The 13,034-nt window shown below is 71.5% G+C and carries 12 protein-coding genes; 1 reads left to right on the top strand and 11 read right to left on the bottom strand.

From position 1 onward, the window contains the following. Position 1: 1 nt before the first annotated feature. Entirely contained in the window at positions 2 to 1,303 is a 1,302-nt protein-coding gene (locus J7I97_RS24040) for a glycoside hydrolase family 10 protein (RefSeq protein ID WP_214938287.1), read from the bottom strand. 154 nt (positions 1,304 to 1,457) lie between these two features. Here J7I97_RS24040 and J7I97_RS24035 point away from each other — a divergent pair, with 154 nt between their 5' ends. Further along, entirely contained in the window at positions 1,458 to 2,351 is an 894-nt protein-coding gene (locus J7I97_RS24035; RefSeq protein WP_214938285.1) for a 3-hydroxybutyryl-CoA dehydrogenase, read from the top strand. Here J7I97_RS24035 and J7I97_RS24030 read toward each other — a convergent pair. From J7I97_RS24030 to infC, 10 genes are all read right to left on the bottom strand, one after another. Then, a complete protein-coding gene (locus J7I97_RS24030) occupies positions 2,348 to 2,869 on the bottom strand; it encodes an NUDIX hydrolase (RefSeq protein WP_251050668.1) in 522 nt (173 codons plus the stop codon). The genes J7I97_RS24035 and J7I97_RS24030 overlap by 4 nt on opposite strands. Before the next feature lie 62 nt (positions 2,870 to 2,931). After that, positions 2,932 to 4,269, bottom strand: a complete 1,338-nt coding sequence (locus J7I97_RS24025; RefSeq protein WP_214938281.1) for a transcriptional regulator — start codon at positions 4,267 to 4,269, stop codon at positions 2,932 to 2,934. A gap of 354 nt (positions 4,270 to 4,623) precedes the next feature. Further along, entirely contained in the window at positions 4,624 to 4,929 is a 306-nt protein-coding gene (locus tag J7I97_RS24020) for a SpoIIE family protein phosphatase (protein WP_214938280.1), read from the bottom strand. Positions 4,930 to 5,127: 198 nt separating this feature from the next. Further along, complete coding sequence (gene pheT / locus J7I97_RS24015; RefSeq protein ID WP_214938278.1) at positions 5,128 to 7,656, bottom strand: phenylalanine--tRNA ligase subunit beta; 2,529 nt, start codon at positions 7,654 to 7,656, stop codon at positions 5,128 to 5,130. Then, positions 7,656 to 8,783 (bottom strand): phenylalanine--tRNA ligase subunit alpha, encoded by a 1,128-nt coding sequence (gene pheS, locus J7I97_RS24010; RefSeq protein ID WP_214938377.1) that lies wholly within the window; start codon positions 8,781 to 8,783, stop codon positions 7,656 to 7,658. Before pheS ends, pheT begins: the two co-directional genes overlap by 1 nt. 148 nt (positions 8,784 to 8,931) lie before the next feature. Next, positions 8,932 to 9,990 carry an ATP-binding protein gene (locus tag J7I97_RS24005; RefSeq protein ID WP_251059122.1) on the bottom strand — a complete coding sequence of 353 codons (1,059 nt, stop codon included), beginning with the start codon at positions 9,988 to 9,990 and terminating at the stop codon, positions 8,932 to 8,934. Between the two features lie 315 nt (positions 9,991 to 10,305). Further along, positions 10,306 to 11,169, bottom strand: a complete 864-nt coding sequence (locus J7I97_RS24000) for an RNA methyltransferase (RefSeq protein WP_214938274.1) — start codon at positions 11,167 to 11,169, stop codon at positions 10,306 to 10,308. A gap of 134 nt (positions 11,170 to 11,303) precedes the next feature. Next, a complete protein-coding gene (rplT, locus tag J7I97_RS23995; protein ID WP_008741875.1) occupies positions 11,304 to 11,696 on the bottom strand; it encodes a 50S ribosomal protein L20 in 393 nt (130 codons plus the stop codon). 99 nt (positions 11,697 to 11,795) lie between these two features. Continuing rightward, complete coding sequence (rpmI, locus tag J7I97_RS23990; protein WP_214938272.1) at positions 11,796 to 11,990, bottom strand: 50S ribosomal protein L35; 195 nt, start codon at positions 11,988 to 11,990, stop codon at positions 11,796 to 11,798. 105 nt (positions 11,991 to 12,095) lie between these two features. Then, entirely contained in the window at positions 12,096 to 12,827 is a 732-nt protein-coding gene (gene infC / locus J7I97_RS23985; protein WP_214938270.1) for a translation initiation factor IF-3, read from the bottom strand. Positions 12,828 to 13,034 lie beyond the last annotated feature (207 nt).

The raw sequence follows: 13,034 nt of genomic DNA, 5'->3' as shown, positions 1-13,034 counted from the left end.
ATCAGCGCGGCGGCACAGCCGTCGGGTAATGGTCGGCGACAACCCTGGCCATCGCCCCGTTCGGGTCCGCGACCACCTGCTTCGCCGAGAAGTAGGCATGGCCGCGGACCTCCGCGTAGCCCCTGGCGAACCGCACATGCCGCGACAGCTCCGCCGGATCGCGCCAGGCGGCGGTGGAGCTGTCGGGGTCGCAGCGGTAGAGCGCCTCGCCCACGTACAGCTGTACGGACGTGCCCGCGACCGTCCGGGCCCACCACGGCACGATCGCGGCGTAGTCGGCGGTCGGGTGCCCGATGTGCCAGTAGGCCTGCGGCACGATGTAGTCGATCCAGCCCTCGGTCACCCACTTGCGCGTGTCCGCGTACAGGTCGTCGTACGTGGCGATGCCCGCCCGCGTCGGCGACCCGGCCGGATCCACGTCGTCGTTGCGCCAGATCGCGAACGGGCTGACGCCGAACCGCGCCGCCGGCCGGACCTTCGCCAGCCGTTCGGACATCTCCCGGACCAGGGTGTCGGTGTTGTTCCGGCGCCAGTCCCCGCGGGAGGAGAAAGAGCCGCCGTACGCCTCGTACGCCTCGTCGTCGTCGAAGTACTCGTCCTCGACGGGGTACGGGTAGAAGTAGTCGTCCCAGTGCACCCCGTCCACCGCGTAGCGGGAGACGGCGTCGAGCATGGCCTCCTGGACGAAGAGCCGCACGTCGGGCAGCCCGGGGTTGTAGTAGGTCTTGCCCCCGTACGGAACCGTCCACTCGGGGTTGCGCCGGGCCGGGTGGGACGGCGCCAGCAGGTCGAGGTCGGTGTGGTTGGCCACCCGGTACGGGTTGAACCAGGCGTGCAGCTCCAGCCCGCGAGCATGCGCTTCGGCGACGGCGGTGCCGAGCGGGTCCCATCCGGGATCGACGCCCTGTTCCCCGGACAGCCACTGCGACCAGGGCTCCCGGGCCGCGGGCCACATCGAGTCGGCCGTCGGCCGGACCTGGAGGATCACCGCGTTCAGGCGGCGCTCGACGGCGGTGTCGAGCAGGGCGAGCAGCTCGGCCCGCTGCTCCCCGGCCGACAGCCCGCTCTCGGAGGGCCAGTCCACGTTCTCTACGGTGGCGATCCACATCCCGCGGAACTCGGCGGCCGTCGCCCCCTTCCCTTCTGCCCGCGGGGCCGGCGCTTCCGCCCGCCGGGCCCCCCGCTGCGCCCCCCGCTCCGCCGCTGCTCCCGCCTGCTGTGCCGCTCCCGCCGGCCCCGCCGCCGCCGTGACCAGCGCCCCCGTGGCACCCGTCAGCAGTCCCCGCCGTCCGATGTACGCCATGTGACGACTCCACTCCGTTCAGTGACAATGCTCTGCGTGCGTTCAGCATGCCCGCCCCGGCCCGCCACCAAGGCCAAGGTCGGGGGTAACGTCGGGGGGCGTGGCGGGCGCCGGAACGCAGTTACCACTGCCAGGTACGGGGGACCCGCGATGGATGAGCAGCGAAAGGCACGAAGTGACGGACCTCCCTACCGACATCGCACGGGTCGGCGTAGTGGGCTGTGGCCAAATGGGCGCCGGCATCGCCGAGGTGTGTGCCCGCAGCGGTCTTGAGGTGAAGGTCGCCGAGACCACTGGCGAGGCCCTGGAGATCGGGCGCACCCGGCTGCACAACTCCCTGATGAAGGCCGCCGAACGCGGCAAGATCAGCGAGGAGGAGCGGGACGCCACCCTGGCCCGCCTCACCTTCACCACCGACCTCGGCGAGTTCGCCGACCGCGATCTCGTCATCGAGGCCGTCGTCGAGAACGAGCAGGTCAAGACGGAGATCTTCCAGGTCCTCGACCAGGTGATCACCCGTCCGGACGCGATCCTCGCCTCCAACACCTCCTCGATTCCGCTGGTGAAGCTGGCCGTCGCCACCTCGCGCCCGGACCAGGTCATCGGCATCCACTTCTTCAACCCGGCCCCGGTGCAGAAGCTCGTCGAGCTGATCCCCGCCCTGACCACGGGCGAGGAGACGGTGAAGCGGGCAGAGGCCCTGGTGCGGGACGTGCTCGGCAAGCACGCGATCCGCGCCCAGGACCGTTCCGGCTTCGTCGTCAACGCACTGCTCATCCCGTACCTGTTGTCGGCGATCCGGATGTTCGAGTCCGGCATCGCGAGCCGCGAGGACATCGACAACGGCATGGAGCTGGGCTGCGCCCACCCGATGGGCCCGCTGAAGCTCGCGGACCTGATCGGCCTGGACACCGTCGCCTCGGTGGCCGACTCGATGTACGCCGAGTTCAAGGAGCCCCTGTACGCCGCTCCCCCGCTGCTCCAGCGGATGGTCGACGCGGGCCGCCTCGGCCGCAAGACCGGCTCGGGCTTCTACCCGTACGGCTAACCGAGCCGCAGATGGTGCAGAAGCAGCAGCCCGGCCGCCATGTTGGCGGCCGGGATCTCGCCGCGCGCGATCATGTCCGGCACGAGTTTCAGCGGGACCCACTCGCGGCGCGAGGACTCGAAGTCGTCCTCCGGGTGGCCGATGTACGTGGCCCCGTCCGCCCAGTAGAGGTGGTGGCGGGCGTCGGTCAGCCCGTTGGAGGGCTCCACGGTCATCAGGTGCTGGAGCGGGCCGGGCCGCCAGCCTGATTCCTCCTCCATCTCCCGGGCCGCGGCGACGGCGATGTCCTCGCCGTCCTCGACCACGCCGGCGGGCAGTTCCCAGCCCCAGCTGCCGGTGATGAACCGGTGCCGCCACAGCAGCAGCACCTCGTTGGCCTCGTTGACGGCCGTGGCGACGGCGACCGGGCGCAGCCGGATCACGAAGTGGTCCAGGTGCCGGCCGTCGGGGAGTTCCACATCGGCGAGATTCACGTCGAACCAGCGGTTCTTGTATACGGTCTGCTCACTCAGGTTCATCCACTGCACGGTTTTGCCACCTTCCGTATCTGTAGGTGGCAACATGGCAGCAGTTCGGTCCGTCACAGGGGAACGCGCAAAGCCCCGTCGATCAGCTGCGCGGTCTCCTCCGCGCCGGCACAACCGCTGGTCAGCAGCTGTTCGCGGACCGCCCGCAGCCGGTCCCGCAGCCGGAGCGACTCCATCCCCTTGGCCCGCTCGGCCATTTCGGCCGCGGCCGCCACCGCCCGGTCCGCCTCACCCTGGCGCAGCTGGATCTCACACAGCATCGCCAGCCGGTGGACGCGGCCGCGGTCGTGCGCCGGGGTGCCCACGGCGGCCACCGCCTGCTCGTGCGCGGCATTGAGATCCCCGAGGCTGAGCAGCGCCTCGGCCACCTGTACGTTGACCAGCCCGGGCTGTACGTAGCCGGTCTCGTCGGGCTCCGCGCCCGGCCTGATCCGCTCGGCGGCCGCCTCGGCATGCCGGATGCACTCCAACGCGGCGCGGGTGTCGCCGAGTTGGGCGTACGCCTTGGCCTGCATCGCGTACAGGTCCGCGGCCAGCGCCGGGGTGGTGTGGCGGCCCGCGGCGCGCAGGGCGGCCTCGGCGAAGGCGACGGCCTGCCGGTGGTCCCGCAGATGCAGGCACTGGTTGACCAGCAGCGCGATGACGTACGCCCCCAGTCCCCGGTCGCCGCTCGCCTTGGCCAGCCGGAGCGCCTGGTGGAAATAGCGCTGGGCGAGCCCGTGGGCGTCCGAGTCGTAGGCGCAGATGCCGGCCACCGCCACGAGGGACCCGGTGGCCCGGTGCAGTTGGCGGCCGAGGCCGTCGGGGTAGCTTCCGCGCAGCATGGGCGCGGTCTCGTTGCCGAGGAAGCGGACGATCCGGTCCCGGGTGGCCATCCCGCCGGCCCGCCGGTACATCAGCTCGTAGTGCGCGCGGGCGGCCCGCAGGATCTCGATGTGCTCGGGGCCGGTCCTCGTCGGGCCCTCACGGGACACGTCGGCGTCCTCGGGCGGGTTCTCCCACTCCCATACCGGGATCACGGCGGGGGTTCCGGTGACCGCCGCGGCGGACAGGAGCTGGGTCCGCCCCTGCTCGTCGGACCGCCACAGCGCGGCCGCGCGGTCGACGAAGCCGCTGAGCGGGGTGGCGTGCAGGTCCGCCTGGCCGGGCACCCCGAGCCCTACGTCGTCCAGCGACACCGGGCGCCTCAGTCGGCCGCCGAGCACCTCGCAGATCAGGTCGGGAACCTGGCCCCGCGGCCGCTGCCCCTTCAACCAGCGGGAGACCGCGGTGTGTTCGTAGCGCAGCGCGAGTCCGCGGGTCCGGCCCGCCTGGTTGACATGCGCGGCGAGTCCGGCGTGGGACATTCCCGCCTCGACGAGGAGGGCGTCTAGCAGGGCGTTGGGCTGCATGTGCCCCTCCAAGGGCTCGTCGAACTCAGGCTAGTGGCTGGGCCGGTGCACTGCCCCCGATTCACACAGGGTGTGAAGTGAGTACGCGCATAAATGCGATACGCACCCTGCCGGAGGAGTGGCCCGGGGCGCTTCACTTAAGAGCCTCGCCAAGAGGTAGCCCGGGTCGTCGGCTCCCCCTCGTACAGTGCGACGACCCGTCACCGCGCCGCCCGTTCTGCTGTCTGCCCGACACTCCATGGCAGGGCGGGCGGCGCGCCTCGGTTCCCGCCGGCGCCCGGTTGGTCGCCGGGCCCCGGCAGGGGGCCAGGCCGGACGCGCGCCGGGCCCATCCACCGGGCCCGGTGCGCGTGGTCACGACCGGTCGTTGCGGAGCACCAGCAGGGCGGCATCGTCGGCGAGTCGCCCGCTGGTGTGGCGCAGCAGCGCGGCGTGCACGCCCGCCACCAGCCGCACGAGCGTGCCGGCGCCCGCCTCCGCGAGGACGCCGCGCAGGTCGAAGAAACGCCCGGCCGGGTCCCGGGCGTCCTCCGCCCCGTCGGTGTGCAGCACGAGTACGTCGCCGGGGTGGAGTGGACCGCAGTCCTGCGGTACCGGCGCCTCGGGTACGGGGATCACCCCGAGCGGGGGCAACGTCTCGCCGCCGTCGAGTGGTTGCACGTGCGTGTGCCGCTGCGCGGAGCCGTCTCCTCCCCACCCCTTCCCGAAACCGGGCTCTGCCCGGACCCGCGCCTCAAATCAGTGCACCGGACACGGGTCACCGGGGTTCTCACCCAAATGAGTGAGGGGCGCGTCCGGTGACCCGGACACGCCCCTCAGCAGCACCTCAGAGCCCTGGCAGGGCGCTACGGCAGAGCACTACGCGCCGCGCAGCACCGCTCCCGTACGCTCGCCGGCCAGGGCCACCGCCGCGTCACGCGCCGCCGTGGACTCCTCGGCCGTCAGCGTGCGGTCGGCCGCGCGGAAGCGCAGCGCGTACGCGAGGGACTTCTTGCCCTCGCCCACCTGCTCACCGGTGAACACGTCGAACAGCCGCAGGGATTCGAGCAGTTCGCCCGCCCCCTTGCGCAGCGCGGCCTCGACCGCAGCGGCCGGAACCGACGCGTCCACGATCAGCGCGACGTCCTGGGTCGCCACCGGGAAGGTGGAGATCCGGGGCGCCTGGACGGCCTCGCCACCGGCCGCCGCGAGGCGGTCGAGGTCGAGCTCCATCGCGCTGGTACGGGCCGGCAGGCCCATCGACTTGACGACGCGCGGGTGCAGCTCACCGGCGTGACCGATGACCGTCTCCACCCCGTCCAGGGTGACGAGCAGCTCGGCGCACCGGCCCGGGTGCCACGGGCCGTACTGGCCCTGGCGCACGACGAGTTCGACGCCGGCCTCGACGGCCAGCGAGCGCGCGGCCTGGACGGCGTCCGCCCAGTCGGCCGGACGGCCCTTGCCCCACCAGCCGGCCTGCTCGCGCCCACCGGCCAGCACGACCGCGGCGTACCGCGGCTGCGCGGGCAGGGCCGCGTCCAGGGTGGCGATCTCCTCGTCCGTGGGACGCCGGTCGACGGGCAGCCGTACGGCGACACCCGGCTTCGCGGCGGCCCGGAAGACCGAACCGGTCTCGAACAGCGCGAGGTCGTGGCTGCCCCGGCTGTCGTTGCGGCGCAGCGCGCCCAGCAGACCCGGCAGCAGCGTGGTGCGCAGCGCCGGCTCCTCGTCGGAGATCGGGTTGACCAGCTTGACGACCTGGCGGGAGGCGTCGTGCGCGGGCAGCTGGAGCTGGTCGAACACGCCCTCGCCGATGAACGGGTAGCTGAGCGCCTCGACGTAGCCCGCGCCGGCCAGCGCGCGGCCGACCCGGCGGTGCAGCTGCTGCCGGGCGGTCAGACCGCGGCCGGAGGGCACCTGCGGGAGGGTCGACGGGAGGTTCCCGTAGCCCTCCAGCCGGATGACTTCCTCGGCGAGGTCGTTCGGCTCGGCGAGGTCGGGACGCCACGACGGCACGGTGACGACGAGCTCGTCCTGGCCGTAGACGTCGCAGCCGATCTCCTGGAGGCGGCGGACGACGGTCTCGCGGCCGTAGTCCATGCCCGCGACCCGGTCGGGGTGGTCCGCGCTCATCGCGACGGTGCGCGGGGCGCCCGGGGCGATGAGCTCGGTGACGCCGGCCTCGGCGGTGCCGCCCGCGAGCAGGACGAGCAGGTCGACGGTCCGCTGGGCGGCCGCGGAGGCGGCCTGCGGGTCGACGCCCCGCTCGAAGCGCTTGGAGGACTCGGAGGAGAGCTTCAGGCGCCGGGCGGTGCGCGAGATCGACACGGGGTCGAAGTGCGCGGCCTCGATGACCACGTCGGTGGTCCCGGTGACGGCGCCCGTCTCCGGGTCCATCACCGAGTCGGCGATCTCGGTGTTGGCGCCGCCCATGACACCGGCGAGTCCGATCGGGCCCCTGTTGTCGGTGATCACCAGGTCCTCGGCGTCGAGCGTGCGCTTGACCCCGTCGAGGGTGGTGAACTTCTCGCCCTGCTCCGCGCGCCGGACGCCGATGGCACCGTCCAGACGGGAACGGTCGTAGGCGTGCAGCGGCTGGCCCAGTTCGAGCATCACGTAGTTGGTGACGTCGACGGCGAGCGAGACCGGGCGCATGCCCGCCTTCTGCAGGCGGCGCGTGAGCCAGATCGGGGAGCGCGCCTCGGGGTCCAGACCCGTCACGGTGCGCGCGGTGAAGCGGTCGCAGCCGGCCGGGTCATCGACCTTGACGAGGTAGCCGTACGAGTTCGGCGCGGGCACGTCGAGCAGCGCCGGATCGCGCAGCGGCAGACCGTACGCGGTGGCCGTCTCACGGGCCACACCGCGCAGGGACATGCAGTAGCCGCGGTCCGGGGTGATGTCGATGTCGAGGACCTCGTCGACGAGCTGGAGCAGCTCGATCGCGTCGGTGCCGACCTCGTGCTCGTGCGGCAGCACGATGATGCCGTGCGTGCCGTCGTCGCCCATGCCCAGCTCTTCGCCGGAGCAGATCATGCCGTGCGAGGTACGGCCGTACGTCTTGCGCGAGGCGATCGCGAAGTCGCCGGGCAGCACCGCGCCGGGGAGGACCACGACGACCTTGTCGCCGACGACGAAGTTCCGGGCGCCGCAGACGATCTCCTGCGGCTCGCCGGTGCCGTTGGCCTGGCCGACGTCGACCGTGCAGAAACGGATCGGCTTGCGGAAGCCCTCGAGCTCCTCGATGGTCAGCACCCGGCCGACGACGAGGGGGCCCTTGAGCCCGGCGCCGAGCTGCTCGACGGTCTCGACCTCGAGGCCGGCGTCGACGAGCTTGGCCGCCACGTCACGACCGGTCTCGCCCGCAGGCAGGTCGACGTACTCCCGCAGCCAAGAAAGCGGGACCCGCATCAGATCTCCATCCCGAACGGCCGGGTGAAACGAACGTCACCCTCGACCATGTCTCGCATGTCTTCGACGTTGTGGCGGAACATCAGCATCCGCTCGATACCGAACCCGAAGGCGAACCCGCTGTACTTCTCGGGGTCCACACCGCAGGCGATGAGCACCTTGGGGTTGACCATCCCGCAGCCGCCCAGCTCGATCCAGCCCTCGCTGGAGCAGGTACGGCACGGGCGGTCGGGGTTGCCCACCGACTCGCCGCGGCACACGTAGCACTGCATGTCCATCTCGGCGGACGGCTCGGTGAACGGGAAGAAGTGCGGGCGCAGGCGCGTGGTGGTGGCCTCGCCGAAGAGCTCCTTGACCATGTGGTCGATGGTGCCCCTGAGGTCGGCCATGGTCAGGCCCTCGTCCACGGCGAGCAGCTCGACCTGGTGGAAGACCGGGGTGTGCGTCGCGTCGAGCTCGTCCGTGCGGTACACGCGGCCCGGGCAGACGATGTAGACGGGGGGCTTGCGCTCCAGCAGCGAGCGCGCCTGCACCGGGGAGGTGTGGGTGCGCAGCACGACGCCGGACTCGTCGCCCTCGGTGCCTTCCGGCCCCCGGACGAAGAAGGTGTCCTGCATCTGGCGTGCCGGGTGGTCGGGCGTGAAGTTGAGGGCGTCGAAGTTGAACCACTCCGCCTCGACCTCGGGGCCCTCCGCGACCTCGTACCCCATGCCCGTGAAGATGTCCGCGATGCGGTCCATCAGCGTGGTCAGGGGGTGCCGGGCGCCGGCCGGGACGCGGTCGTAAGGCAGCGTGACGTCCACGGCCTCCTCGACCAGCACCCGCTCGTCGCGCTCGGCCTCGAGCTCGACGGTGCGGGCCCCGAAGGCCTTGTTCACGGCGCCGCGGGCCTGTCCGACGCGCTTGCCGGCCTCGGCCTTGGCCTGGGGCGGCAGGGCGCCGATCTCACGGTTGGCGAGCGCCAGGGGCGAGCGGTCGCCCATGTGCGCGGTCTTCGCCTCGCGAAGCTCGTCGAGGTCGCCGGCGGACGCGAAGGCGGCGAGCGCCTCGTCCCGCATGCGCTCGATCTCTTCCGGTTTCAGTGCCTCGACCTCGACAGGGTCGTACGACTTGTTCGGTGCCGACATCTCTTCCCGTACTCCGATGGCTGGCTGGTGGTCCCCGACGACTCGATCGACCTGATCGGACAAGGACACAAAGGTGCCAAAGGACGAGTCTAAAGGCCGCGGGGGGTGGAAGGAGCCCGTGGGCCGCCTGGCGAGACGCTCCGCAGGGCTACTGCGTGAGGTAGGCCGGGGCGGCGACGGGCAGGATAAATCGGAACTCGGCGCCGCCGCCGGGGCCGCGGCCGACCGTGATGGTGCCGCCGTGGGCCTCCACGATGCCCTTGACGATGTACAGGCCCAGGCCGGTGCCGCCGCGCTTGCTGCCCCGCCAGAAGCGGGTGAAGACGCGGCCCATCGACTCCTCGGGGATCCCGGGGCCCTCATCGGTCACGGTGACGGCGGTTCCCTTCTCGGTCTTCCCCGCGGCGTTCGCGAAGGTGGTCGGCGATACGTCGATGGTGACCGTTCCGTCTCCGTGCCGCACCGCATTTTCGAGAAGGTTGCCGAGGATCTGGTCGATCTTGTCCGGATCGGCCCACAGATCGGGGAGCGGGCGGCTGACGCGTACGAGGAACCGGTCGGGTGCCTGCCCGTTCGCGGTGAGCGCCTGGACGTGGCGGCCCACGGCGGTGGAGAGGTCCACGGGCTGGCGGCGCACCTCCAGCCGCCCGGAGTCGATCCGGGAGATGTCGAGGAGCTCGGCGATCAGCCGGGTGACCCGGTTGGCGTCGGCGTCGACGGTCTCCAGCATCAGCCGCTTCTGGTCGTCCGTGAACCGCTCCCACTTGGCGAGCAGGGTCGCGGTGAAGCCCTTGACGGAGGTGAGCGGGGAGCGCAGCTCGTGCGCGACGGTGGCGATCAGCTCGGCGTGGCTGCGCTCGGTGCGGCGGCGGGCCTCGGTGCCCCGCAGGGTGACGACGAGCCGGCGCAGCGGCCCGGTGGGGTGCGTGCGGACGTACCGGGCGGAGACGAGCACCTCGCGGCCGCCGGGGAGCAGCAGATTCCGCTCGGGCTGCCCGCGCCGGGTGGCCAGGCCGCCGTAGGGGTCGGTGAGTGCCCACCAGCGGCGGCCTTCGAGATCCTCTAGCGGTAGTGCCCGGTCGATCCCGACACCGAGCGCCTCGCCGGGGGCGAGGGCGGTGATCCGGGCGGCGGCGGAGTTGAAGCAGATGACCCGGCCGGTGTCGTCGGCGACGACGAGCCCGTCGGGCAGGTCGTCGGGGTCCATCCCGAGCCCGGCGAACCCGGCCTCGGGCACCTCCCCGCCCCCGGAGCCGGGCGACACACGGCCACCGGTCTGCGCGGGGACCGGCTGCGGGGGCACCGACTGCGGCACGGACTGCGGCACGGACTGCGGGGGCACCGGCTGCGCAGGGATCGACTGCGCGGGGACGGCCCGGGCCGGTGCCGGGTGCGCGGGGCCTGCCGGGGTCGGGGTACCGGCCGCCTCGGCGGCCGCTGGCGAGCTGTTCGTACCGACGGTCATGTTCCCCGTACCCCACATCTCCGAGTAGCGCAGTGGGCCCCCCGGGCCGCCACATTACTAGCTGGGGGTGACGGAGCGGCACCCTCCGGGAGCCCGCTGTGCACGCGCGGACGCGTACAGGCACACGGCGGCGGCCGTCGCGAGGTTCAGACTCTCGGCCTTGCCGTGGATCGGGACCCGCACGACGGCGTCCGCCAGCGCCCGGGTCTCCTCGGGCAGGCCCCACGCCTCGTTGCCGAAGACCCAGGCCGAGGGACCGCCCATGGTGCCCGCGTCCAGCTCGGCGTCGAGGTCGTCCTCGCCGGCCCCGTCGGCCGCGAGGATCCGTACGCCCGCGGCCCGCAGCCCCTCGACGGCCTGCTCCACCGGCACGCCGACCGCGACCGGGAGGTGGAAGAGGGAGCCCACGGAGGCCCGTACGGACTTGGGGTTGTACAGGTCCACCGAGGCGTCGGTCAGCACCACCGCGTCGGCTCCGGCGGCGTCCGCGCAGCGCAGCACCGTACCGGCGTTGCCGGGGTCGCGGACGTGCGCGAGGACGGCGACCAGCTTGGGCCGGGCCGCCAGGATGTCCTCGAAGGGGGTGTCGAGGAAGTGGCAGACGCCGACCAGCCCCTGCGGGGTGACGGTCTGCGAGACCTCGGCGAGCACCTCGTCGGAGGCGTAGTGCACCCGGGCGCCCGCGTCCAGCGCGGCCTCTATGATGCCGGCGTAGCGCTCGGCGGCCTCGACGGTCGCGAACAGCTCGATCAGTGTCGCGCCCTGGGTCCCGCGGTGCTCGACGGCCTCGCGGACCGCCTGCGGGCCCTCGGCGATGAACCGGCGCTCCTTGGTGCGGAAGTTGCGCCGCGCCAGTCGCCTGGCGGCGGCCACCCGCGGGGATCGGGGGGAGATCAGCTCGGCGGGGGCGGGGGTACCCATGGCGGTCGGCGCTCGCTTCCGTACGTACTGCGGGTCGAAACAGGTAGGTCATCAACAACGCACCGGACCCGCAGGCACAGGGCCTGCGGGTCCGGGCTGAAGCCAGTGAAGGCTCGCTGCGCCAAGCGTGGTGCTTAGGCGGCGGCGGGGGCCTTCGGGGCGTTCACGTCGGCCGGAAGCGCCTTCTGCGCAACCTCGACGAGGGCGGCGAACGCGTTGGCGTCGTTGACGGCCAGCTCCGCGAGGATCTTGCGGTCCACCTCGATGTTGGCGGCCTTCAGACCCTGGATGAGGCGGTTGTACGTCATGCCGTTCTGGCGGGCAGCGGCGTTGATGCGCTGGATCCACAGCTGACGGAAGTCGCCCTTGCGCTTCTTGCGGTCGTTGAAGTTGTAGACCAGCGAGTGGGTGACCTGCTCCTTGGCCTTGCGGTACAGGCGCGAACGCTGACCGCGGTAGCCGGAGGCCGCCTCGAGGATCGCCCGGCGCTTCTTGTGGGCGTTTACTGCCCGCTTGACGCGTGCCACTTTTTACTCCTTGTAGCGGGGCCGTGGGTGTCTTCACACGGCCCGAATTCGATGGGTTCCCGGTCTAGACGTCCGCTCCCGGCAGGGGAGCGGAGAACGTCACTTGCCGAGAAGCTTCTTGATCTTCTTGGCGTCGCCAGGGGCCATCTCCGCGGTGCCGGTGAGGCGGCGGGTCAGCGTGGACGGCTTGTGCTCGAGCAGGTGGCGCTTGCCGGCGCGCTCACGGAGCACCTTGCCGGAGCCGGTGATCTTGAAGCGCTTCTTGGAACCGCTGTGCGTCTTGTTCTTCGGCATAGCGCCGTTATCTCCTCGTCGGTGGCGCCCCCGCGGTCCGGTACGGGACCGGGCTGTGCGGGAGCGTCATGTTGTGTCGGTGATCCGGGACGGGCCGTCCCTGGATCAGGCCTCGGCGGAAGCCTCGTGAGAGGCGGCCTCGGCATCCTCGGCAACCTCGGCAGAGGCGGCTGCCTCGTTGGCGGTTTCCTCCACCTCGACGGGGGCCTCTTCAGAAGCCTCCTCGTCAGTGGCGGCAACACCCTGGCGCTCGGCCTTGCGGGCGGCCTGCGCCTCGCGGGCTTCGGCCATCGCCTCGGTCTTCTTCTTGTGCGGACCGAGGACCATGATCATGTTTCGGCCGTCCTGCTTCGGGTTCGACTCGATGAACCCGAGGTCCTCGACGTCCGAAGCCAGACGCTGCAGCAGTCGGTAGCCGAGTTCCGGCCGGGACTGCTCGCGACCACGGAACATGATCGTGATCTTGACCTTGTCGCCCTGCTTGAGGAACCGAACGACGTGACCCTTCTTGGTGTCATAGTCGTGCGGGTCGATCTTCGGCCGGAGCTTCATTTCCTTGATGACCGTGTGCGCCTGGTTCTTGCGCGCCTCACGGGCCTTCATGGCCGACTCGTACTTGAACTTGCCGTAGTCCATGAGCTTGCAGACCGGCGGGCGTGCGGACGCCGCGACCTCGACCAGGTCGAGGTCGTATTCCTGCGCGAGCTCAAGCGCCTTCGCAAGCGGCACGATGCCGACCTGCTCGCCGCTGGGACCGACGAGTCGTACCTCGGGAACGCGAATCCGGTCGTTGATGCGGGGCTCGGTGCTGATGGATCCTCCTCGGTTGCACCACACGGCTGCCTGGCAGACAGTCGCTGACGTTTGTATCGTCAGACCGACCGCGGCGGAGAATCAAAAAAGCCCCGCCGGGCACAGGCAGGGGCTCCAAAACAACCGGAGCACCGCCGCGTGCGAACCGCGGGGCGCAGACTCGGGCAGCTTTCCATCGTCCGTACGGAACGATGGATGCCACCTGACCGGTGACCCGCCGCCCCGGAGGGC

Source organism: Streptomyces sp. ISL-87 (assembly GCF_018614095.1).
Lineage (GTDB): Bacteria > Actinomycetota > Actinomycetes > Streptomycetales > Streptomycetaceae > Streptomyces.
The sequence above is the reverse complement of the archived record's forward strand: the minus strand, read 5'-3'. Positions and strand labels throughout refer to the sequence as shown.